Here is a 21,339-nt window from a genome sequence, read left to right as displayed (position 1 = left end):
GCCCGTGTGACAGCCGACACACGGGGCCTCCTCCTCTCTTTCGGAGACTCACGTGACAGACCTTTCCCGTCCCGCGCTGCTGAAGCCGGTGCAGGACTTCGTGTCGACCGGGCGGCAGCTGCTCATCGGCGGTGAGTGGGTGCCGGCGCTCAGCGGTGAGACCTTCTCGACCTACGACCCCGCGACGGGCGAGCGGATCACCGACGTGGCCAAGGGCGGCGCGGCGGACGTCGACCGGGCGGTCGCCGCCGCCCGCAAGGCCTTCGAGGAGGGCCCCTGGCCGCGGTTCACGCCCTCCGAGCGGCAGCGGCTGATCTGGAAGATCGGTGACGCGCTGCTGGAACGCGCCGAGGAGTTCGGGCAGTTGGAGGCCCTCGACAACGGCAAGTCGGCCGCGGTGGCGCAGGGCGTCGACGTGGTGTGGGCGGCCGACCTGTTCCACTACTACGCGGGCTGGGCCACCAAGATCGAGGGCCGGACGATCCCGGTGTCGGTGCCCTGGGTGCCCGGCGGCCAGTTCCACGCGTACACCCTGCGCGAGCCGGTCGGCGTGTGCGGCCAGATCATCCCCTGGAACTTCCCGCTGCTGATGGCCGCGTTCAAGATCCCGGCCGCGCTCGCGGCGGGCAACACCGTGGTCCTCAAGCCCGCCGAGCAGACTCCGCTCACCGCGCTGCTGCTGGGTGAGGTCATCAACGAGATCCTGCCGCCCGGCGTCGTCAACATCGTCACCGGCTACGGTGACGCGGGCGCCGCGATCGCCGCCCACGACGGGGTGGACAAGGTCGCCTTCACCGGTTCCACCGAGGTCGGCAAGAAGATCGTCGCGGCGGCCGGCGGCAACCTGAAGAAGGTCTCCCTCGAACTCGGCGGCAAGAGCCCGCAGATCGTGTACGCCGACGCCGACCTGGAAGTCGCCGTACCCGGCACCGCCAACGCCTGGCTGTTCAACCACGGCCAGTGCTGCGTGGCCGGCACCCGGCTGTACGTCGAGGACAGCATCTTCGCCGAGTTCACCCGCGCGGTCGCCGACTTCGCGGCCCAGGTGAAGATCGGGCCCGGTCTGGACCCGGCCACCCAGCTGGGCCCGCTCGTCTCGCAGGACCAGCTCGACCGGGTCACCGGTTACGTCCGCCAGGGCCTGGCCGACGGCGCCCGCGCGCTGACCGGCGGCAACCAGGTCGGGGACCGGGGCTTCTTCGTGGAACCGACGGTCCTGGTCGACGTGAAGCCCGACATGAGCGTCGTGCGCGAGGAGATCTTCGGCCCGGTCGTGGTCGCCGCTCCCTTCAACGCCGAGCGCGGCGCCATCGCCGAGGCCAACGACTCGCCGTACGGCCTGGCCGCCGGGGTGTGGACCCAGGACGTCTCCAAGGCCCACCGCGTCGCACGCGAACTCCAGGCCGGGACCGTCTGGGTGAACTGCTACAACGCGTTCGACACGGCGATGCCCTTCGGCGGCTACAAGCAGTCCGGCTGGGGCCGTGAGCTGGGCGCGGCGGCGCTGGAGCAGTACACGCAGACCAAGGCCGTGAACATCCAGCTGTAGAGCGGGAGTTCCGACAGTTCCCTTCCCGCAGCCACGGGGTGCCTGGGTGTCCCCGCTCAAAGGAGAGCCGCATGAAAACCCGAGCCGCAGTCCTCACCGGAATCGGCAAGCCCTTCGAGATCGTCGAGATGGACCTCGACGAGCCCACCACCGGCGAGGTGCTCATCCGCTACGTCGCCGCCGGCCTGTGCCATTCCGACCTCCACCTCAGCGACGGCGATCTGCCGCCGAGGTTCCCCATCGTCGGCGGCCACGAGGGCGCCGGTGTCATCGAGCGCGTCGGCCCCGGCGTCACCAAGGTGAAGCCCGGCGACCACGTCGTCTGCAGCTTCATCCCCAACTGCGGCCACTGCCGCTACTGTTCGACCGGCCGCCAGAACCTGTGCGACATGGGCGCCACCATCCTCGAGGGCAGCATGCCCGACGGCACCTTCCGCTTCCACCGGGACGGCGCCGACTACGGCGCGATGTGCATGCTGGGCACGTTCTCCCAGTACGGCGTGATCTCCGAGCACTCCGTCGTCAAGGTCGACCCGGCCCTGCCCCTGGAGACCGCCGTGCTCGTCGGCTGCGGAGTGCCGACGGGCTGGGGCACGGCGACCAACGCCGGTGGCGTCCGGGCGGGTGACACCGTGGTGATCTACGGCGTCGGCGGTCTCGGCATCAACACCGTCCAGGCGTCCGCGATCTCGGGCGCCACCCATGTGGTGGCCGTCGACCCCGTCGCCCTCAAGCGCGACACCGCGCTGAAGCTGGGCGCCACCCATGCCGTCGCCACCGCCGAGGAGGCCAAGCGGCTGGTCGACGAGCTGACCCGGGGCCAGGGGGCCGACCAGGCCCTGATCCTGGTCGGCACGGTCACCGAGGAGGTCGTCTCGGCCGCCTTCGACGTCGTCGGCAAGGGCGGCACCGTCGTGGTCACCGGCCTCGCCGACCCCGCCAAGCTGACGATCCACGTGTCCGGCGCGGTCCTCACCCTCTGGGAGAAGACCATCAAGGGCACCCTCTTCGGCAGCGGCAACCCGCAGTACGACATCCGCAAGCTGCTCGACCTCTACCAGGCCGGGCAGCTCAAGCTGGACGAGCTGGTGACCCGGCGGTACACGCTCGACGAGGTCAACCAGGGCTACCAGGACCTCGTCGACGGCAGGAACATCCGCGGCGTGCTGGTGCACGACCACTGACACACCGCGGAGCGCGGGGCGCCGCCGTGCGACCGGCGGCGCCCCGGACCAACCTCACCCACTGCAGGGCCGCCCCGCGAGGACACGGCCCGTCGCGAAGGAGGAACACCGTGCCCGAGAACACCCGACAGCACCGGGAAGAGCCCGAGTCCACCGACACCGAACCGGAGCAGGACCTGCTGATCGAGGACGTCTCGATCGACGGCATGTGCGGCGTCTACTGACGCCCTCCGAAGGAGGACCACCATGTTCGACCCGGACCGGCCCTACCGGTGCTCACCCCGTGTCGCCCTGCGCACGGAACCGTTCGGCGCGCTGGCCTACCACTTCGGCACCCGGCGGCTGACGTTCCTGAAGTCGCCGGCCCTGGTCGACCTGGTGTCCGCGCTGGAGGACCACCCCGACGTCCGCACCGCCCTCGCGGCCTCGCCCGTGCCCCCGGACCAGCACGGCTTCTATCTGACCGCGCTGGCCGGGCTCGCCGACGCCGGAACCATCGAGCCCGCCGACCGCCCAGCCCACCGCGCCGGAGCCGCCCCATGAGACTCACCGAACACTTCAAGCACGGGCTGACCTCCCCGATCTGCCTGACCTGGGAGCTGACGTACGCCTGCAACCTGGCCTGCGTCCACTGTCTCTCGTCCTCCGGCCGACGGGACCCGCGCGAGCTGGACACCGCCGAATGCCGCACGGTCATCGACGAGTTGCAGCGCATGCAGGTCTTCTACGTCAACATCGGCGGCGGCGAACCCACCGTGCGCGCCGACTTCTTCGACCTGGTCGACTACGCCGTGGACCACCAGGTCGGCGTCAAGTTCTCCACCAACGGCGTCCGTATCACACCCGACCGGGCCCGGCGGCTCGCCGCCACGGACTACCTCGACGTACAGATCTCCCTGGACGGCGCGACCGCCGGGGTCAACGACGCGGTCCGCGGCCCCGGTTCGTACGCCACCGCCCTGCGGGCCATGGAGAACCTGGCCGACGCGGGCTTCGGCGAGTTCAAGATCAGTGTGGTGGTGACCCGTCACAACATCGGCCAGCTGGACGAGTTCGCCGCCCTCGCCGACCGGTACGGCGCCCAGCTCCGGCTCACCCGGCTGCGCCCGGCCGGCCGCGGCGCCGACACCTGGGACGCCCTGCACCCCCTGCCCGCCGACCAGCTCCGCCTCTACGACTGGCTCGTGGCGCACGGCGAGAAGGTGCTCACCGGAGACTCCTTCTTCCATCTCAACGCGCTCGGCGAGACCCCGCTGCCGGGCCTGAACCTGTGCGGGGCGGGCCGGGTCGTCTGCCTGATCGACCCGGTCGGCGACGTCTACGCCTGCCCGTTCGCGATCCACGAGCAGTTCCTGGCGGGGAACGTGCGGGACGCCGGCTTCGGCGCGGTGTGGCGCGATTCCGAGCTGTTCGCCTCGCTGCGTACGCCCGGCACCGGCGGCACCTGTGCGTCCTGTCCGGCGTACGACTCCTGTCAGGGAGGCTGCATGGCCGCCAAGTTCTTCACCGGCCTGCCGCTGGACGGGCCGGACCCCGAGTGCGTCAAGGGCCACGGCGCCCCGGCCCTCGCCGCCGCCGACCGGTCGGCGGCCCCTCGCCCCACCGGCGACCACTCCCGCACGGCACCCGCCCGCGCCCGCACCGTCGCGCTGGGCATGCCCGCCCTGCGGACCGCGCCCGCGGCCCGGCACTGCGACGAGAACCCGCTGGCCGGAACCGGCCCGCGATGAACCACGGGACCGCGCCCGCGGCCCGCCGCCGTGACGCGAACGCGCCCGCAGGGTCCGGTGATCGCCACCGGGACGAGAGCCCGCCCGCAGCAACCGGTGATCGCCGCCGTGACGCGAACGCGCCCGCAGGGTCCGGTGATCGCCGCCGGGACGAGAACCAGCCCCCAGCAACCGGTAATCGCAACCGCGACGAGAGCCCGCCCGCAGGGACCCGTTCCGCGACGGACCACGGGACCTCGAACACCCGGCACCACGGCTTCGCGAAAGGACGACGACAGGCATGAGCAGTTGGTTCGAGACCGTCGAGGAGGCCCGCCGCCGGGCCCGCAGGCGGCTGCCGAAGTCGGTCTACAGCGCCCTGCTGGCCGGCTCCGAGAAGGGCGTCTCCTACCGGGACAACACCGAGGCCTTCACCGCGCTGGGCTTCGCGCCGCACGTCGCGGGGCTGTCCCCCAAGCGGGACCTGGCGACCCGGGTCATGGGCCAGGACATCTCCCTGCCCGTGATCATCTCGCCCACCGGTGTGCAGGCGGTGCACCCCGAGGGCGAGGTCGCCGTCGCCCGCGCCGCCGCGGCCCGGGGCACGGCCATCGGGCTGAGCTCCTTCGCCAGCAGGTCGCTGGAGGACGTCGCCGCCGCCAACCCGCAGGTGTTCTTCCAGCTGTACTGGATGGGCGACCGCGACGCGATCCTGCGACGCGTGGAACACGCCCGCGCGGGCGGCGCCAAGGGGCTCATCATCACCCTCGACTGGTCTTTCTCGCACGGCCGCGACTGGGGCAGCCCCGTCATCCCCGAACGGCTGGACCTCAGGGCCCTGCTGCGCTTCGCCCCCGAGGGCCTCGCCCGGCCGCGCTGGCTGCTGGACTTCGCCCGGAGTCTGCGGCTGCCCGACCTGACCGCGCCCAACCTCGCCGAGGCGGGACAGCCGGCGCCCACCTTCTTCGGGGCGTACGGGACGTGGATGAACACCGCGCCCCCGTCCTGGGACGACATCGCCTGGCTGCGCGAACAGTGGGACGGTCCCTTCATGCTCAAGGGCATCGGCCGGGTCGACGACGCCCGGCGCGCGGTCGACGCCGGCGTCACGGCGATCTCCGTGTCCAACCACGGCGGCAACAACCTCGACACCACCCCGGCACCGATCCGCGTACTGCCCGCCGTCGCCGACGCCGTGGGCCACCAGGTGGAGGTCCTGCTCGACGGCGGCGTCCGGCGCGGCGGAGACGTCGTCAAGGCGCTCGCCCTCGGCGCCCGGGCCGTGATGATCGGCCGCGCCTATCTGTGGGGGCTGGCCGCGGGCGGACAGAGCGGAGTGGAGAACGTCCTCGACGTCCTGCGCGGCGGCATCGACTCCGCCCTGCTGGGCCTCGGCCGTTCCTCCGTCCGGGAACTGACCGCCGACGACGTGGTCGTGCCGCCCGGTTTCGTCCGCCCCCTGGGCACGGCCTGAGATGGGGGGACCTCGCGTGAGGCGCCGCCGGGCGGAGCGGGCGGGCCGCGCCCGATGAACGGCCGGGTCGCACTGGTCACCGGGGCGGCGCGCGGTATCGGCGCCGCCGTCGTCGACCAACTCGCCGCCGACGGCTGGCGGGTGGTCGCCGTGGACGTCTGCGAGGACCTGCCGGGCGTGGGCTATCCGCTGGCCCGCCGGGGCGAACTCGCCGCCCTCGCCCAGGCCTGGCCCGGCTCGGTCGTCGACATGGCCGCGGACGTCCGCGACCCCGAGGCCATGGCGCGCGCGGTGGAACTGGCCCGGCGGGAGTTCGGCGGCCTGGACGCCGCCGTCGCGGCCGCCGCGGTGATGGCCGGCGGCGCGCCGCTGTGGGAGACGCCCCAGGACGAGTGGGACACGCTGTTCGACGTGGGCGTGCGCGGTGTCTTCCACCTCGCCCGCGCCGCCGTCCCCGAACTGCTGGCCCGGCCGCAGCCGCGGGCCGGACGCTTCGTCGCGGTCGCCTCCGTCGCCGCGCACCGGGGCCTGTGGCATCTGGCCGGGTACAACGCGGTCAAGCACGCCGTGGTCGGCCTGGTCCGCGGACTGGCCTGCGATCTGCGCGGGACCAGGGTCACCGCAACGGCCGTCTCGCCCGGCTCCACCCGGACCCGGATGCTGCGGGCGACGGCCGACCTCTACGGGCTGGTCGACCCCTCGGACTTCGCCCGGCAGCAGCTGAACGAGCGGCTGCTCGAACCGGAGGAGGTCGCGGCGGCGGTGGCCTGGCTCTGCGGTCCGCACTCGTCGGCGGTCACCGGGACCGTGGTGCACGCGGACGGGGGCTTCACCGTATGAGGCTCACCCCCGACACCACCCTGCGGGTGCTCGCCGACGGCCGGACCCTCATCGGCGGCACCCCGCCGCGGGCCGTACGGCTGTCCCCCGGCGGCGCCCGGCTCGTCGGGCGCTGGCTGGCCGGCGAGCCCGTCACCGCACCGGCCCACCTCGCCCTGGCCCGGCGGCTCGTCGCGGCCGGGCTCGCCCACCCGCGGCACGGCGCCGGCCGGTACCGCCCCGAGGACGTCACCGCCGTGGTCCCCGTCCGCGACCGGCCCGACGGACTGCGCGAACTGCGCTCGTCCCTGGGGGAGTTGGACCACGTCCTGGTGGTCGACGACGGCTCCGCCGTGCCCGTGGCCGACGCGGTGGCCCGGCACCCGTCGCCCCGGGGCCCGGCCGCCGCGCGCAACACCGGTGCGCGCTCGGTGACCACACAGGTCGTCGCCTTCCTCGACTCCGACGTCGTACCCCGCCCCGGCTGGCTCCGGTCCCTGCTGCCGCACTTCGAGGACCCGGAGGTGGCCGCGGTGGCGCCCCGGGTCCGCAGCCGGCCCGGACCCACGGCACGGGAGCGCTACGAGGCCGCCCGCTCCCCACTCGACCTCGGACCCGAACCGGCCGAGGTGCGCCCCGGCGGCCGCGTCGGCCATCTGCCCACCGCCGCCCTGCTGGTGCGCACCTCCGTGCTGCGCGCGCTCGACGGCTTCGACGAGTCCTTGCGGTACGGCGAGGACGTCGACCTCGTCTGGCGGCTCCTGGAGGCCGGGCACCGGGTGCGGTACGAGCCCGCGGCCGAGGTGCTCCACCGCCCGCGCGCCGACTGGCCCGCACTGCTCCGGCAGCGCTTCGACTACGGCGGCTCCGCCGCGCCCCTCTCCCGCCGCCACGGCGACGCGGTCGCACCCGCACGCCTCTCCCCGTGGACGGCCGCCGCCTGGACCGCCGCCCTCACCGGGCATCCCCGCACCGCCCTCGCCGTGGCCACCACCACGGCCGCGCTGCTGCCGCGCACCCTGGCCCCGGCCGGCGTCCCGGCCCCCGAGGCGCTGCGGCTCGCGCTGCGCGGGCAGCTCGGCGCCGCACGGATGCTGGGCCAGGCCGCGCTACGCACCTGGTGGCCCGTCGCCCTGCCCGCCCTCGCGGCCGCCCGGCCCGGTCGTACGGCCCTCGCGGCGCTCCTCGTCTCCCGGCTGCGCGGCCGGCCGGGGGACGTCCACCCCCTGCTCTGGTGCGCGGCCGGCCTCGCCGACGACCTGGCCTACGGCGCGGGCGTGTGGCACGGCGCCCTGCGCGAGCGCACGGCGCTCCCGCTGCTGCCCGCCCTCACCGGACCGGCCCGTGGGAATCACCGCCCTCCGTGAGCCCGGCCGCCGGGCGGGGTACTCGCACGGGGCGGCCGGGACGCCGCCCGCGATCCGGGCGTCCCGGACAGCGGTCGGCCGGGGTGTGCCGCCGTCCGCGACCTGGCGTCGAGCGGCACCGGCGGTCCGGTGCTCCTGGAGAGCGAGGACGAATGACTTTCGCGCATCCCGCCGACCGGGGCGGCGACCGCCGCAGGGGGTTCGAGCGGTTCTCGGAGGCCGCGTCGAAGTTCACCAGTTCGCCCGTGTTCTTCCTGCTGTGCCTGGCCCTGGTCGCCTGGATGGTGACCGTCCACGTGGCCGGGCTGAGCACGGAGTGGCAGGTGCTGGCGGGCGACTGCATGACGGCCGTGACCCTGATCCTGCTGGCCCTGCTGAAGAACTCGGAGCTGCGGGCCGAGCGCGCGATCCAGCGCAAGCTGGACGCCATCGCCGCGGCGCTGCTCGAGGCGCAGGAGGGGGAGCCGGGCAAGGCGCACGAGGACCTGAGGGCCGCCATCCGCATGGAGGAGGAGACCTGACCGTGTCCCGTGGCCGAGAGCGCAGTGCCGGGCATCGGGCGCTCGGCCACGGGGCCACGGCGTTCGGACCCCGATGATCAGTTCTGGGGCACGGGATGCCGGTCGGGGGTCGCGGACAGCACCCGGCCGACCCAGTCCGTGCGGGTACGGCGGGCCGAGACGGAGATCCGGGCCTCGGGGTACAGGGTGTCGAAGCCGTGGAAACCGCCCGCCCACACATGCAGTTCGGCCTGGCCGCCCGCGGCCCAGATGCGGCGGGCGTAGTCGGTGTCCTCGTCGCGGAAGACCTCGGCGGAACCGGTGTCGACATAGGTGGTCGGCAGCCCCGAGAGGTCGTCGGCCAGGGCGGGGGAGACGTACACCGGCACCTGGCCGTCGGCGAGGTCGCCGAGGACCGCGCTCCAGCCGAAGGCGTTCATCTCGGCGGTCCACAGGCCGGGCGCGCCGGAGTACTGGCGGCTGGAGACGCTGGTGTTGCGGTGGTCGAGCATGGGGGAGATCAGCATCTGCGCGGCGACGGCCGGGGCGCCGAGGTCGCGGGCCAGGAGGGTGACACCGGCGGCGAGGCCACCGCCCGCGCTGGCCCCGGCGACGACGATCCGGCCGGGGTCGACGCCCAGTTCGGCGGCGTGCTCGGCGACCCAGAGCAGTCCCTGGTGGCAGTCGTCGACCAGGGTGCTGCCGGTGGCCTCGGGGGCGAGCCGGTAGTCGACGGAGACCACGACCGCGCCGAACCGGTCGAGCCACTCCAGCGGGATGTCCAGCTGCGCGAAGCGGTCGCCCATGACCATGCCGCCACCGTGGATCCAGTACACGCAGGGCGCCGCGTCGGCGCGGCCGGTCCCCGCGGGGCTGAACACCGACAGGGGGATCCGCGCACCGTCCTTCGCGGGCACGACGACCTCGCGCCGGTCGACCCGGCGGTTCTCCAGCAGGGGGTCGACGGGGGCCGACGGCAGCCGGCGCAGTTCCGCGAGCACCTCCGCGTCGAGTCCGGGCAGCAGGGGCAGGCCGGCGAGCAGCTCCCGGAGTTCGGGGTCCAGGGACGGGCGCGGAGTCGTCATGGCCGTTGCCTTCCGTGACGTGGTGGGCAGGTGAGGGGGTACGGGTTCCCGGGCCGAAGAGTCTCGTGCCCCCTGCTGCCGCGATGAACCCATGCCGCTCGACGAGCTCCGCGCCCCGCCGGACCGGAACGCGCGGCCGGCGCCGGCGCGGTCCGGCCGGCCGGGGCGAGGTGGCCCGTCCCGCCGGGCAGGCCCCGGGCCGCCGCCCGGGACCGGCCTGGCGGGACGGCCCGAGGCGTGCGCCGGGGGCCCGCCGGGACGGGGCGGCGCCCCGGATCAGCCCGCCGGAGCGGTGATCTCGCGCTTGAGGATCTTGCCGCTGGGGCCCGTCGGCAGCTGGTCCACCAGCCACACCTCACGCGGGTACTTGTACGCCGCCACCCGCTCCTTGACGAACTCCCGCAGCGTGTCGGCGGTGGCCTCGGCACCGGGACGCAGCACGACCGCGGCGGCGATCTCCTCGCCCAGGCTCGGATGGGCGGTGCCCACCACGGCGGCCAGGGCGACGGCCGGGTGCTCGTGCAGCACCTCCTCGATCTCGCGCGGGTAGACGTTGTACCCGCCGCGGATGATCAGGTCCTTCTTGCGGTCGACGATGTAGAAGTAGCCGTCCTCGTCCTGCCGGGCGAGGTCGCCGGAGCGCAGCCAGCCGTCCTGGATCGTCTCCGCCGTCTCCTCGGGACGGTTCCAGTAGCCCTTCATCACGTTGGGCCCGCGCACCGCCAGCTCGCCGATCTCGCCGGGCGCCACGTCCTGGCCCTTGTCGTCCAGCAGCCGCACCTCGACGTCCTTGATGGGCGTACCGATGGAGCCCGCCTTGCGCGGCCGGTCGGGGTGGTTGAAGGTGACGACCGGGCTGGTCTCGGACATGCCGAAGCCCTCCAGGACCGCGCAGCCGAAGCGCTGCTCGAAGCCGTGCAGGATCTCCACCGGCAGGGACGCCCCGCCGGAGACGCACATCCGCAGGCTCGACACGTCCGCCTCGGACGGGTGCTGGAGCAGTGCCGCGTACATGGTCGGCACACCCTCGAACACGGTGGCGCCGTCCCGCGCGATGGCGTCCAGGACCGCCTGCGGCTCGAAACGGGGGATCAGCGTGAGCGAGGCCCCGCTGCTGAGAGCCACGCTCATCGTGCAGATCTGGCCGAAGATGTGGAACAGCGGCAGACAGCCCACCACCACGTCGTCCGGCGTCATCCGCTGCACCTCGGTCATGTTGACCTCGGTGTTGTGCCGCAGCCCCGCGTGGGTGAGCGCCGCACCCTTGGGCCGGCCGGTGGTGCCGGAGGTGTACAGCAGCACGGCGACGTCGTCGCCGTCCGCCGGCGCCGTCCCGGCGAGCGGCTCGTGCCCGGCGAGCAGCCCGGCGAAGGCCGCGGGCTCGACGGCGAAGTGCCGGACCCCGGCGTCCGCCGCGCCCTGCGCGCCCTCACCCGGCGCCTGGTGCCACTCCCACAGCAGCTCCGCCCCGGAGTCGGTCAGGTGGTAGGCCGTCTCACGGGCCTTCAGCAGCGGGTTCATCGGTACGACCACGGCGCCCGCGCGCAGCGCGCCGTAGTAGAGGATCACGAACTGGGGGACGTTCGGCAGCATCAGGGCCACCCGGTGTCCCGGCCGCACCCCCTCGGCCCGCAGCAGCGTGGCGGCACGCGCACTGGCCTCCTCCAGTTCCGCGTAGGTGATGACCCGGTCGCCGAAGCGCAGGGCGGGCCGTGCGGGCTGCCGCCTCGCCGTCTCCACGAGAAACTCCGCCAGATTGGCCATGGTCCGCCCTCCACGAATGGTGCTGTTGAAATCCGCAGTTAACGTCGACGACATGGTGCTGTCGTCCCGGGCGGCCGCCTATGGGTGGCCGGACAGCGTCACCCGTCACAGTTTGTTCCTGGACACAAGAAGGCGCCGCTAAGCTGGGGCGATGGTTCTTTCGGGAGTGGCCGCGGCACTGCACGCACGGCTGCCGGAACTCGGCGACCGGATCGCGGAGACCATTCGCGCGGACGTCGAGGCGTACCAGGACGAGTCACTGATCCCCTTCGAGTCGCTGCGCCGCTCCTGCACCGCCAACGCCGACCTCGTCCTCGGCCACTTCCACCGCAAGGGCGTCGCGGACCCCAGCCCGGCGCGCGACACCGGCCGTATCCGCGCCGAACAGGGCATGCCGCTGGCCGACACCCTGCACGCGTACCGGATCGGCTTCGAGCTGCTGTGGTCGGAGATCCTCGAGGAGGCACGCGCTCATCCCGAGGTCTCCGACGCCGAGCTGGTGTCCCAGTCGGCGGACATCTGGGCCCTGTTCGGCCTGTACGCCGAGGCCGTCGCGGCGGCCCACCGGGAGACCTCGGCGGAGCTGACCCTCCAGCGCGAGGCCCGGCGCTCGGCACTGGTGGAAGCCCTGTTCACCGGCGTCATCGCCGACCGCACCACCCTGTGGGAGGCCGCCCGCGAACTGGGCCTGCCCGAGCACGGATCGTACGCGGTCGCCGTCGCGACCGCCACCGCGCCCGGCGAGGAACCCCTGACCGGCATCGAGACCGCGCTGCGCCAGTCCCAGCTGGCCTCCGCCTGGCGGCTGCTGCCCCACCAGCAGATCGGCGTGGTCGCCCTGACCGCGCCGGACGCCGAGCAGACCTGCGTCCGTGTGCTGCGGCGCGCCCGCGCCCGGGTCGGCCTCAGCCCCGGCGTCGCCTCCCTGCGCGACGTCCCGCAGGCCCTGCGCTTCGCCCGGCTGGCCCTCGCCGGGCTGCCGGGCACCGCGCCCGGTGTCGCACGGTTCGACGACAACCCCCTGGCCATGCTGGCCGCCGCCGCGCCCGCCGAGGCGGCCCAGCTCGTCGAGACCGTCCTGGGGCCCGTCATCGCCCTGCCCGCGGCGGAGCGCGCCCGGCTGCTGGAGACCCTGGAGCACTGGTTCGCCGCGGCCGGCTCCGCCGCCGACGCCGCCGGGTCCCTCTTCGTGCACCCCAACACGGTCCGCTACCGCCTGCGCCGCGTCGAGGAACTGACCGGCCGGTCCCTGGCGGACCCGCGCACCGTGGCCGACCTCGGCGCCGCCCTCGCCGCCGTGCGCAGCACCGGCGTGGACTGAGCGGGTACCGGGCCCGGTATCGCGTTCCGCCGGACCGGTGTGGATCGAGCCGGTATCGCATTCCGCCGGACCGGTGTGGATCGAGCCGGTATCGCGTTCCGCCGGACCGGTGTGGGCTGAGCCCGTACCGCACCGCCGCACCGGCGAGCCCGTACCGCACCGCCGCACCGGCGTCGTCCGAGCCATTCGGACCGGCTCGTCCTCCGCAGGCCCCGTCACCCGCCCGCCACGGGCACCGGGCGCATCCGCCCGGGACCCGCGCAGGGTAGTGATCGGTGACGGAGTCACGACCGTGCTCCGGCGACGACGGCAGGCTGAGGCGGCGGCATGGGCGACGAGCGGAACACCGGGACCGGCGCACACCCCTCGCTCGGGCGGCACTCCCTCACCTGTCTGGTGACCGGCGCCAGCGGCTACATCGGCGGGCGGCTGGTGCCCGAGCTGCTTGCGGCCGGCCATCGGGTGCGCTGCCTGGCCCGTACCCCGGGCAAACTGCGCGACCACCCCTGGGCCGGCCAGGTCGAGATCGTCCAGGGAGACGTCACGGACGCCGCGTCGACGGCAGCGGCGATGGACGGCGTGGACGTCGCCTACTACCTAGTGCACGCGCTCGGCACCGGCGACGACTTCGAACGCACCGACCGCGAGGCGGCCCGGGTCTTCGGCGAACAGGCCCGCCGCGCCGACGTCCGCCGCCTCGTCTACCTCGGCGGACTCACCCCCGCGAGCGTCCCCGAGACGGAACTCTCCGCCCACCTGCGCTCGCGCGCCGAGGTCGGCCGCATCCTCATGGACTCCGGCGTACCGACCGCCGTCCTGCGCGCCGCCGTCATCATCGGCTCCGGGTCCGCCAGCTTCGAGATGCTCCGCTACCTCACCGAGCGGCTCCCCGTGATGGTCACCCCGCGCTGGGTGCACACCCGCATCCAGCCGATCGCCGTACGGGACGTGCTGCGCATCCTCGTCGGCTGCGCCGGACTGCCCCCGGACGTCAACCGCGCGTTCGACATCGGCGGCCCCGAGGTGCTCACCTACCTGGAGATGATGCGCCGCTACGCCGTCGTCGCCGAACTGCCCCGGCGGCTCATCCTGCCCGTGCCGGTGCTCACGCCCGGACTGTCCAGCCACTGGGTCGGGCTGGTCACGCCGGTGCCCGCCTCCATCGCCCGCCCGCTGACCGAGTCCCTGCGCCACGAGGTGGTGTGCCAGGAACGGGACATCGAGAAGTACGTGCCGAACCCGCCCGGTCACCCCCTCGGCTTCGACCGCGCGGTCGCCCTGGCGCTGCAGCGCATCCGGGAGGCCCAGGTCGTCACCCGCTGGTCCTCCGCCTCCGTGCCGGGCGCCCCCAGCGACCCGCTGCCCACCGACCCGGACTGGGCGGGCGGCAGTCTCTACACGGACCTGCGCGAACGGGAGGCGGACGTCGCGCCCGGGGCGCTGTGGCAGGTCATCGAAGCCATCGGCGGGGAGAACGGCTGGTACTCCTTCCCGCTCGCCTGGGCCGTACGCGGCCGGCTGGACCGCCTGGTCGGAGGCGTCGGACTGCGCCGCGGCCGACGGGACGCACGCCTGCTGCGGGCGGGCGACTCGCTCGACTTCTGGCGGGTGGAGGAGATCGAACGCGGACGGCTGCTGCGGCTGCGCGCCGAGATGCGGCTGCCCGGACTGGCCTGGCTGGAGATGCAGGTCGACGGCGGCGAGGACGGCGGGCCCGTCCGGTACCGGCAGCGGGCCCTGTTCCACCCGCGCGGCCTGCTCGGCCACCTGTACTGGTGGAGCGTCGCGCCCTTCCACGCGATCGTCTTCGGCGGCATGGCACGCAACATCGTCAAGACCGCCGCCCGCGCCCGCGACGAGGCGCGGGAACAGGAGCGACGCCGGGAACGGACGGCGGCCGGGACCGCATCCGCGCACCCGGTGACAGCGGAAGACAGTGCCGTCCGCACCGGCCGACGCCGTCCACCGGAGAGAAGCTGAAGCCCATGCACGTCTCAGTCGTCCTGTTCACCTCCGACCTGCGCCTGCACGACCATCCGCCGCTGCACGCGGCCCTGGACTGCGCGGACGCCGTCGTCCCGCTGTTCGTGCGCGACCGCGCCGTGGCCGCGGCGGGATTCGACGCCCCCAACCGCGCCGCGTTCCTCGCCGACTGCCTCGCCGACCTCGACGCCTCGCTGCGCGAGCGCGGCGGACGGCTCGTGGTGCGCTCCGGCGACCTGGTCACGGAGGTCTGCCGCGCGGTGACGGAGGCGGACGCCGACGAGGTGCACATGTCGGCGGCGCACAGCCGCTTCGCCACCCGCCGCGAGGACCGGCTGCGCCGCGCGCTGGAGGCCGACGGCCGCCGCCTCTTCGTCCACGACGCCGCCACCGTGGCCGTTCCGCCCGGCGAGGTGACGCCCTCCTCGTCGGACCACTTCGCCGTCTTCACGCCGTACTACCGGCAGTGGTCGCAGGTCCGGCTGCGGCCCGTCGCGGGCGCCCCGCGCCAGGTGCGGGTCCCCGATGACGTGAAGGGCGAGCAACTGCCCGCCCGCGACGAGGTCGGCGGCGTCTCGGCCGGGCTGGCCGCAGGCGGCGAGAGCGAGGGCCGCAAGCGGGTGACCGCCTACTGGCGCCGCGGCCTCGACGCCTACGACGACACCCGCGACGACCTGGCCGCCGACGCCACCTCGCAGCTCTCCGCGCATCTGCACTTCGGCACCCTGTCCCCGGTGGAACTCGTCCAGCGGGCGCGGCGGCACGGCGGGGTGGGCGCGGAGTCGTTCGTACGGCAGCTCGCCTGGCGCGACTTCCACCGCCAGGTGCTCGCCGCCCGGCCGCAGGCCTCCCACGCCGACTACCGCACCAAGCACGACCACTGGCGCACCGAGCGCGGCGCGCGAGCCGACATCGAGGCCTGGCGCGAGGGCCGCACCGGCTATCCGGTGATCGACGCGGCGATGCGCCAGCTGCTCCACGAGGGCTGGATGCACAACCGGGCCCGCCTGCTGACCGCGAGCTTCCTGTGCAAGACCCTCTACGTGGACTGGCGGATCGGCGCCGCGCACTTCCTGCACTGGCTGGTCGACGGCGACGTCGCCAACAACCAGCTCAACTGGCAGTGGGTGGCGGGCACCGGCACCGACACCCGCCCCAACCGCGTCCTCAACCCCGTGACCCAGGCCAAACGCCACGACCCCGACGGCGTCTACGTCCGCCGCTGGGTGCCCGAGCTCAGGGACGTCGACAGCCGCGCGGTGCACGAGCCGTGGAAACTCGCCGGGCTGGACCGGGCCGCGCTCGACTATCCCCATCCGGTCGTGGAACTGTCCGAGGGGCTGGACCGGTTCCGGCGGGCCCGCGGCGCCCGGGAGGAGGACTGAGCGGCCCCGGCGCGGGCTCCCGGGCGCCGGTACTCCGGCGTTCAGTGGGTCCGTACGGTCGGCGCGTCGTCCTCGTAGAGCCGGGTCAGCGTCTTCACCGCCTCGCTCAGCCCGGCACAGCGCGGGAAGCCCGTGGAGGCCCGCCGGTCCCAGCCCGGCCCGGCGGGCAGCACCAGCGGTCGCCCGCGCGCTCCCGCCGCCCCCCACTGCAGACCGGCGACATGCCGGGCCAGCGGCACCGACGCCGTGGAGCGGGCCTGCGCCCACAGCACCACCGCCGCCGGTCCGGTGCGCCGTACGCTCGCCAGCAGCGCCTCCGCCGGCACCGCCGCGCCCAGCATCCGGGTCGGTACGCCCCGCTCGCCCAGCGCGGCCGTCAGCGCCTCGAGCGGCAGCGAGTGCTGCTCCCCGGGCGTACAGGCCAGCACCACCGGGGCGGCCCCCGGGAGCGGCCGCGGGCGGGGCAGCAGCATCGGCATGCCGCGCAGGGTGCAGGAGACGTGCCAGGACAGCAGGTGCTCGACCTCCACGTAGCGGTCGCCGGACGACTCCCACTTGCGGCCCACGGCGTGCAGCGTCGGCACCATCACCTCCTCCCAGGCGACGGTCAGCCCGTGCCGTTCCACGGCGGCCGTCAGCTGCCGCTCCAGCTCCGGGGCGTCCAGCCGGACCGCCGCACGGGCGAGGCCCCGGCACTCCTGGCGCACCTCGCCGAGCGGGAGCCCGCCGCCCGCGTCGCCGGAACGGGCCGTGTCCGGGGCCGGGGGGAGGGCCGCCGCGTCCGGCTCCGGACCCTCCCGGTCCTGGCCGCCCGGCAGATCGTCCGTACCGTGGCGCAGCCTGGCGACCCTGGCCGCCTCGGCGGGCGGCGCCCCCGTCGCCGTCAGCCGGCACATCTCCTCCACCATCGCGATGTCCGCGGGAGCCCAGCGGCGGTGCCGGCCCTCCGCGCGCAGCGCCGGGCCGATGCCGTAGCGGCGGTCCCACGACCGCAGCGTGGTCGGGGAGACACCCAGCCGGCGGGCCAGCGCCCCGGTCGTCACACCGGCGTCGGCGGACAGGGTGTCCATGGCCCCGGTGTCCTCTGACGTGCTCTCGGCGGACCTGCTCTCGGCGGTCATGCGGCAGCCGCTTCCTGTTTCGACGCGGTATCGATGCGAGATCCTCCCATGATCCGTCGGCGCGTACGGCCCGGCAAGGTCAGGATGAATCTGTGCGCGTAGTCGCCCCCGGTTGGGGAACCAGGGGCGGAGGGAGAGATCAGAGGCCACACAGTTCGCAGTGAAACGGCCGGGAAGGTGCGATGCCGACCGAACCGCGATGGAGCGACCAGCCGTCGTCCGGACACACGCTCGAGTGCGCCGCCGCGTTCGCGGGGCGCCTCGAGGACGTCACCGACGCCAGGGTGACGGCGGAGCTGTTCCTCGCCGTCCTCGGCAGGACGCAGCCGCCCTCCGCCCCGGAGCACTGGGACGACATCCTGCTGGTGGTGACGGAACTGGCGGCCAACGCCGTCCAGTACGCGCCCGGACCCTTCCGGCTGACCCTGCGCAGGACCTTCGACGGCGTGCACGTGACCCTGGGCGACACCAACACCACCCCGCCCGCGCCGCGCGCCTTCCGCCCCGGCAAGGGCGGCGGGGGCATCGGCTGGTACCTGATCCAGACGCTGTGCGACCAGGTCAGCGTGGTCGTCCATAAGGAGCCACAGAGCCCCGTGAACCCCGCGGACCCGTCCGGCGGGACGGGCGGGGACGGGGCCGCCGAGGACGCGGGCGAGGTCGGCAAGGACGTCCACGTGTTCCTCCCCTGGTGACGCCCCACCGGGCCCGACGCCCGCGGCTCAGACCAGCGGCACCAGGACGCTGATCGCCTTGCCGCCCTCCGGACGGCGCTCGACGTGGATCTCGCGGGCCAGGCGGATGATCAGCGGCCAGCCGAAACCGCCGCTCGCGTCCGGCTGCGGGAACGTGCCGTGGCCGAACGCGGCCGGGGGGACCGTCCCGCTGTGGTCGTGCACCTCCAGCCGTACGCCCTCCGCCACCGGTGTCACCTCGAAGCGGGCGAGGCCGCCGCCGTGGCGGATGGCGTTGGTGACGAGTTCCGAGACGACCAGCAGAAGATCGACGACGGCCTGCTCGCCCGCCGGGCCGGACGGTCCGCGCCAGCGCTCCCGCACCAGGTCCCGGACGTACTGCCGCGCCGCGGCCGCGCTCCCGACGGCGGAGGGGCTGCCGATCGGTGCCGCGCTTCCGCCAACGGGGCTACCGGTCGGTGCCGCGCTGCCGATGGCGGCGGGACTGCCGACCGGTGCCGCGCTTCCGCCGACGGCGGGGCTACCGACCGGTGCCGCGCTTCCGACTTCGGCGGGACCGCCGGCCGGGGCCCGGCGCACGGCCGCCGGCCCGCCGCTGCCGGCCGCCGAGGGCTCGGCGGACTTCATCGCTCTCCGGCCTCGGCCGGCGGGCCGTGCGGGGGAGCGGCGGCACCGCCGGTGCCGGGAAGCGGATGCGTGGTGGGGGAGTACAACGGCTTTCGCACCTCCGTCACATGCCACTCGTGGACCGACCCGAGTGTGGCCCACCCGCCCGGGTCCGTGCCACGGGGCGCGCCCGCGCGGCGGTCACCGGCGCGGCCCGCCGCCGTCGTCGTGGCCGGGCTTCAGCCCCAGGGCCTCCTGCCGCACCTGTGCGCAGCAGCGGTTGATGAGCCGTGAGACGTGCATCTGCGAGATGCCCAGCCGGTCGGCGATCCGCCGCTGCGTCATGTCCTCGAAGAAGCGCATGTAGAGGATGGCGCGCTCGCGTTCGGGCAGCCGCCGCAGTCCCGCCTTGGCGGCCTCGCGGTCGACGACGACGTCGTACGCCTCCTCGCGCACACCGAGGGTGTCGCCGAGGCTGTAGCCGTCGTCCTCCCCGGGGCCCTCGGCGTCGAGGGACAGCGTGCGGTAGCTCTCCAGCGCCTCGGTGCCCGTCTTGACCTCGTCCTCGGTCAGGCCCGTGTGGGCGGCGATCTCGGGGACGGAGGGCTCGCCGCCGCCGGCCGACTGGAGGAGCTCGCGGCGGGCGAGCCGCACCTTGTTGCGCAGGTCCTGGACGCGACGGGGCACGCGCAGGGCCCACATCCGGTCCCTGAAGTGCCGTTTGATCTCTCCGGTGATGGTGGGCACGGCGTAGCTCTCGAAGGCGCCGCGACCCGGCTCGTAGCGGTCGATGGCCTTGACCAGGCCCAGTGCCGCGACCTGGCGCAGGTCCTCGAGCGACTCGCCGCGGTTGCGGAAGCGGCCGGCGATGCGGTGGGCCATGGGCAGCCAGGCCTCGGTCAGTTCCTCGCGCACGGTGTCCCGTTCGGGCCCGGCGGGCAGTGCCGTGAGCCGGGCGAAGGCCGCCCCGGTCTCGGGCGCGTCGTCGTGGCGGTGCCTGCGTGACGCGGCGGGGCGGGGGGTGGGACCGGAACCGTGTGCGGACGTCTCAACCAGCATGCGAAAACGCTCCTGAACGAAGGTGTCAGGCGGTTGCGTGGAAAGCGCGGAGGGGCTGTGGGCAGCCCTGGACGGGCGCGGCGCCTCCGCCGGTGCCTCTGTTCCGAAGCACGATCTGGCGCCTGCCCCGCCCTCGGCCGGGCAAACGGGGCGAGCTTCGCGGCGGCCGGACGGGGCGTCGTGGAAGGGAGGATTCCGGCCAGAACCGGGCGCCGCCGCGGTGTTCGCGCACTGGTGGGGAGTGAATCCCGCGAAGCCGGGCAGTCGGGGGATGACATTCGGATCCGGCATCGGGGAGGGCGGCATGGCAGCCGTGACGGCGGCACGGACGACGGCCACGGCGGGGGAGACGAGCACGGCGGACGGGGCGGCACTGCCGCTCATCGAGGATCCGGCCGCGGTCAGGCCCAAGGACGCGCGGGAACTGTCGCGCCGGTTCCTCGACCGCCTGGCCGTGCTGGAAGAGGGCACCCCCGACCACCAGTACGTGCGCAACACGCTGATCGAGATGAACCTGTCGCTGGTCAGGTACGCCGCCTCGCGCTTCCGCACCCGCGGGGACTCGCTGGAGGACGTCGTCCAGGTCGGCACCATCGGGCTGATCAAGGCCATCGACCGTTTCGAGGTGTCGCGGGAGGTGGAGTTCACCACCTTCGCGGTGCCGTACATCGTGGGGGAGATCAAGCGCTTCTTCCGCGACACGAGTTGGGCCGTCCATGTGCCGCGCAGGCTCCAGGAGGCCCGGGCGGAGCTCGCCAGGGCGACCGACGAACTGCGTTCCCGGCTGGGCCGCACCCCGACCACACGGGAGCTGTCCGAGCTGATGTCCCTGCCGGAGGAGGACGTCGTCGAGGCGCGCAAGGCGGCCAACTGCTACCAGTCCGCCTCCCTGGACGCGGCGCTGTCCACCGAGTCGGAACGGGGCGACACCGTGCTCGCCGACCGTCTCGGCGAGGAGGACCCGTCGCTCGAACTGGTCGACGACCTGTACTCGTTGGCGCCCCTCGTGGCGTCCCTCGACGAGCGGGACCGGCGCATCATCCACCTGCGGTTCGTGGAGGAACTCACCCAGGCGCAGATCGCGGCCCGGCTGGGCGTCTCCCAGATGCACGTCTCACGGCTCATCAGCCGCATCATCAAGCGGCTGCGCAAGGGGCTGCTGGAACCGGGCGTGGCCTGAGCGGCGCCGGCCGCTCAGCACCGTCCGTGCCGGACGCGCCGACCCCGGCGCCTCCGGCCGCACCCGGGCGACCGGGTGCCCCGACGCATGGAATCCACCCGACGGGACACCCGTCCCGTCCGCCAGCGCCTGTGGGAGGCCTCGTGTCCGAAGCTCAGAACGCTCTGTCCGTCAAGGTGGAGGTGCTCCGCGAGGACACCGTGCTGCTCACGGTCGCGGGAGACCTGGACTCGGCCACGGCGACCGAGCTGAACCACCACCTCGCCAACCAACTCCACCACGGACGGCGCCACTTCCTGCTCGACATCCGCGACGTGCCCTTCATGGACTCGTCCGGCATGAACATCATCCTGCGGGTGTACCAGGAGGTCCGGGAGGACTCCGGCGGCGTCTATGTGATATCCCCGGCGCCCGCCGTCCGGCGCATCCTGGACCTGACGGGCGTGAGCCTCACCGTCCCGCTGCTCGCCGATGTCGACGAGGCGCTGTCGGCGGCGGCCGGCTGAGCACCCGCGGGAGGGGTTTCACCTCGTAAGGG

20 protein-coding genes are annotated in these 21,339 nt (G+C 74.1%); 15 read left to right on the top strand and 5 right to left on the bottom strand.

Features of this window, described 5'->3' with window-relative positions; genetic code table 11:
- Positions 1-52 precede the first annotated feature (52 nt).
- From ACFYR0_RS23795 to ACFYR0_RS23755, 9 genes are all read left to right on the top strand, one after another.
- Positions 53-1,549, top strand: coding sequence for an aldehyde dehydrogenase family protein (locus ACFYR0_RS23795; RefSeq protein WP_389331474.1), 1,497 nt, complete (start codon positions 53-55; stop codon positions 1,547-1,549).
- A gap of 71 nt (positions 1,550-1,620) precedes the next feature.
- Positions 1,621-2,733: an NDMA-dependent alcohol dehydrogenase gene (locus ACFYR0_RS23790; protein ID WP_389331471.1), complete on the top strand. Its 1,113-nt coding sequence runs from the start codon at positions 1,621-1,623 to the stop codon at positions 2,731-2,733.
- A gap of 110 nt (positions 2,734-2,843) precedes the next feature.
- Positions 2,844-2,957, top strand: a complete 114-nt coding sequence (mftA, locus tag ACFYR0_RS23785) for a mycofactocin precursor MftA (protein ID WP_389331468.1) — start codon at positions 2,844-2,846, stop codon at positions 2,955-2,957.
- A 22-nt stretch (positions 2,958-2,979) separates the two neighbouring features.
- Positions 2,980-3,276: a mycofactocin biosynthesis chaperone MftB gene (mftB, locus tag ACFYR0_RS23780; protein WP_389331465.1), complete on the top strand. Its 297-nt coding sequence runs from the start codon at positions 2,980-2,982 to the stop codon at positions 3,274-3,276.
- On the top strand, positions 3,273-4,463 hold the full coding sequence (gene mftC, locus ACFYR0_RS23775) for a mycofactocin radical SAM maturase (RefSeq protein ID WP_389331462.1): 1,191 nt from the start codon (positions 3,273-3,275) through the stop codon (positions 4,461-4,463). Before mftB ends, mftC begins: the two co-directional genes overlap by 4 nt.
- 280 nt (positions 4,464-4,743) lie before the next feature.
- Entirely contained in the window at positions 4,744-5,916 is a 1,173-nt protein-coding gene (gene mftD / locus ACFYR0_RS23770) for a pre-mycofactocin synthase MftD (protein WP_389331459.1), read from the top strand.
- Between the two features lie 54 nt (positions 5,917-5,970).
- On the top strand, positions 5,971-6,756 hold the full coding sequence (locus tag ACFYR0_RS23765) for a mycofactocin-coupled SDR family oxidoreductase (protein WP_389331456.1): 786 nt from the start codon (positions 5,971-5,973) through the stop codon (positions 6,754-6,756).
- A complete protein-coding gene (mftF, locus tag ACFYR0_RS23760) occupies positions 6,753-8,102 on the top strand; it encodes a mycofactocin biosynthesis glycosyltransferase MftF (RefSeq protein ID WP_389331453.1) in 1,350 nt (449 codons plus the stop codon). The genes ACFYR0_RS23765 and mftF overlap by 4 nt, the downstream gene beginning before the upstream one ends.
- A 152-nt stretch (positions 8,103-8,254) precedes the next feature.
- Positions 8,255-8,623: a low affinity iron permease family protein gene (locus tag ACFYR0_RS23755; protein WP_389331450.1), complete on the top strand. Its 369-nt coding sequence runs from the start codon at positions 8,255-8,257 to the stop codon at positions 8,621-8,623.
- A 77-nt stretch (positions 8,624-8,700) separates the two neighbouring features.
- Here ACFYR0_RS23755 and ACFYR0_RS23750 read toward each other — a convergent pair whose 3' ends face one another.
- Both ACFYR0_RS23750 and ACFYR0_RS23745 read right to left on the bottom strand, forming a co-directional pair.
- Positions 8,701-9,687, bottom strand: a complete 987-nt coding sequence (locus ACFYR0_RS23750; RefSeq protein WP_389331448.1) for an alpha/beta hydrolase fold domain-containing protein — start codon at positions 9,685-9,687, stop codon at positions 8,701-8,703.
- Between the two features lie 276 nt (positions 9,688-9,963).
- Positions 9,964-11,451 carry a long-chain fatty acid--CoA ligase gene (locus tag ACFYR0_RS23745; RefSeq protein WP_389331445.1) on the bottom strand — a complete coding sequence of 496 codons (1,488 nt, stop codon included), beginning with the start codon at positions 11,449-11,451 and terminating at the stop codon, positions 9,964-9,966.
- A gap of 151 nt (positions 11,452-11,602) precedes the next feature.
- On the opposite strand from ACFYR0_RS23745, the gene ACFYR0_RS23740 reads away from it, so the two are divergent.
- The 3 genes from ACFYR0_RS23740 (at position 11,603) to ACFYR0_RS23730 (ending at position 16,140) form a co-directional block, all read left to right on the top strand.
- Positions 11,603-12,772 carry a PucR family transcriptional regulator gene (locus ACFYR0_RS23740; protein WP_389331442.1) on the top strand — a complete coding sequence of 390 codons (1,170 nt, stop codon included), beginning with the start codon at positions 11,603-11,605 and terminating at the stop codon, positions 12,770-12,772.
- A 327-nt stretch (positions 12,773-13,099) separates the two neighbouring features.
- Positions 13,100-14,752 (top strand): SDR family oxidoreductase, encoded by a 1,653-nt coding sequence (locus ACFYR0_RS23735; protein ID WP_389331439.1) that lies wholly within the window; start codon positions 13,100-13,102, stop codon positions 14,750-14,752.
- A 5-nt stretch (positions 14,753-14,757) separates the two neighbouring features.
- Positions 14,758-16,140 carry a cryptochrome/photolyase family protein gene (locus ACFYR0_RS23730; RefSeq protein WP_389331436.1) on the top strand — a complete coding sequence of 461 codons (1,383 nt, stop codon included), beginning with the start codon at positions 14,758-14,760 and terminating at the stop codon, positions 16,138-16,140.
- Positions 16,141-16,181: 41 nt separating this feature from the next.
- Here the strand turns inward: ACFYR0_RS23730 and ACFYR0_RS23725 are convergent, their stop codons facing one another.
- Positions 16,182-17,261: a MerR family transcriptional regulator gene (locus tag ACFYR0_RS23725; protein ID WP_389331433.1), complete on the bottom strand. Its 1,080-nt coding sequence runs from the start codon at positions 17,259-17,261 to the stop codon at positions 16,182-16,184.
- Between the two features lie 182 nt (positions 17,262-17,443).
- On the opposite strand from ACFYR0_RS23725, the gene ACFYR0_RS23720 reads away from it, so the two are divergent.
- A complete protein-coding gene (locus ACFYR0_RS23720; RefSeq protein ID WP_389331430.1) occupies positions 17,444-17,956 on the top strand; it encodes an ATP-binding protein in 513 nt (170 codons plus the stop codon).
- A gap of 27 nt (positions 17,957-17,983) precedes the next feature.
- On the opposite strand, the gene ACFYR0_RS23715 is transcribed toward ACFYR0_RS23720, so the two are convergent.
- Positions 17,984-18,583 (bottom strand): ATP-binding protein, encoded by a 600-nt coding sequence (locus ACFYR0_RS23715; protein WP_389331427.1) that lies wholly within the window; start codon positions 18,581-18,583, stop codon positions 17,984-17,986.
- 180 nt (positions 18,584-18,763) lie between these two features.
- Positions 18,764-19,621 carry a SigB/SigF/SigG family RNA polymerase sigma factor gene (locus tag ACFYR0_RS23710; protein WP_389331424.1) on the bottom strand — a complete coding sequence of 286 codons (858 nt, stop codon included), beginning with the start codon at positions 19,619-19,621 and terminating at the stop codon, positions 18,764-18,766.
- Positions 19,622-19,925: 304 nt separating this feature from the next.
- On the opposite strand from ACFYR0_RS23710, the gene ACFYR0_RS23705 reads away from it, so the two are divergent.
- On the top strand, positions 19,926-20,801 hold the full coding sequence (locus ACFYR0_RS23705) for a SigB/SigF/SigG family RNA polymerase sigma factor (RefSeq protein WP_389331420.1): 876 nt from the start codon (positions 19,926-19,928) through the stop codon (positions 20,799-20,801).
- Positions 20,802-20,944: 143 nt separating this feature from the next.
- Positions 20,945-21,307: an anti-sigma factor antagonist gene (locus tag ACFYR0_RS23700; protein WP_389331417.1), complete on the top strand. Its 363-nt coding sequence runs from the start codon at positions 20,945-20,947 to the stop codon at positions 21,305-21,307.
- The last annotated feature ends 32 nt before the right edge of the window (positions 21,308-21,339 follow it).

It is taken from the genome of Streptomyces sp. NPDC005017 (genome assembly GCF_042873115.1).
GTDB lineage: Bacteria > Actinomycetota > Actinomycetes > Streptomycetales > Streptomycetaceae > Streptomyces.
The sequence above is the reverse complement of the archived record's forward strand: the minus strand, read 5'-3'. Positions and strand labels throughout refer to the sequence as shown.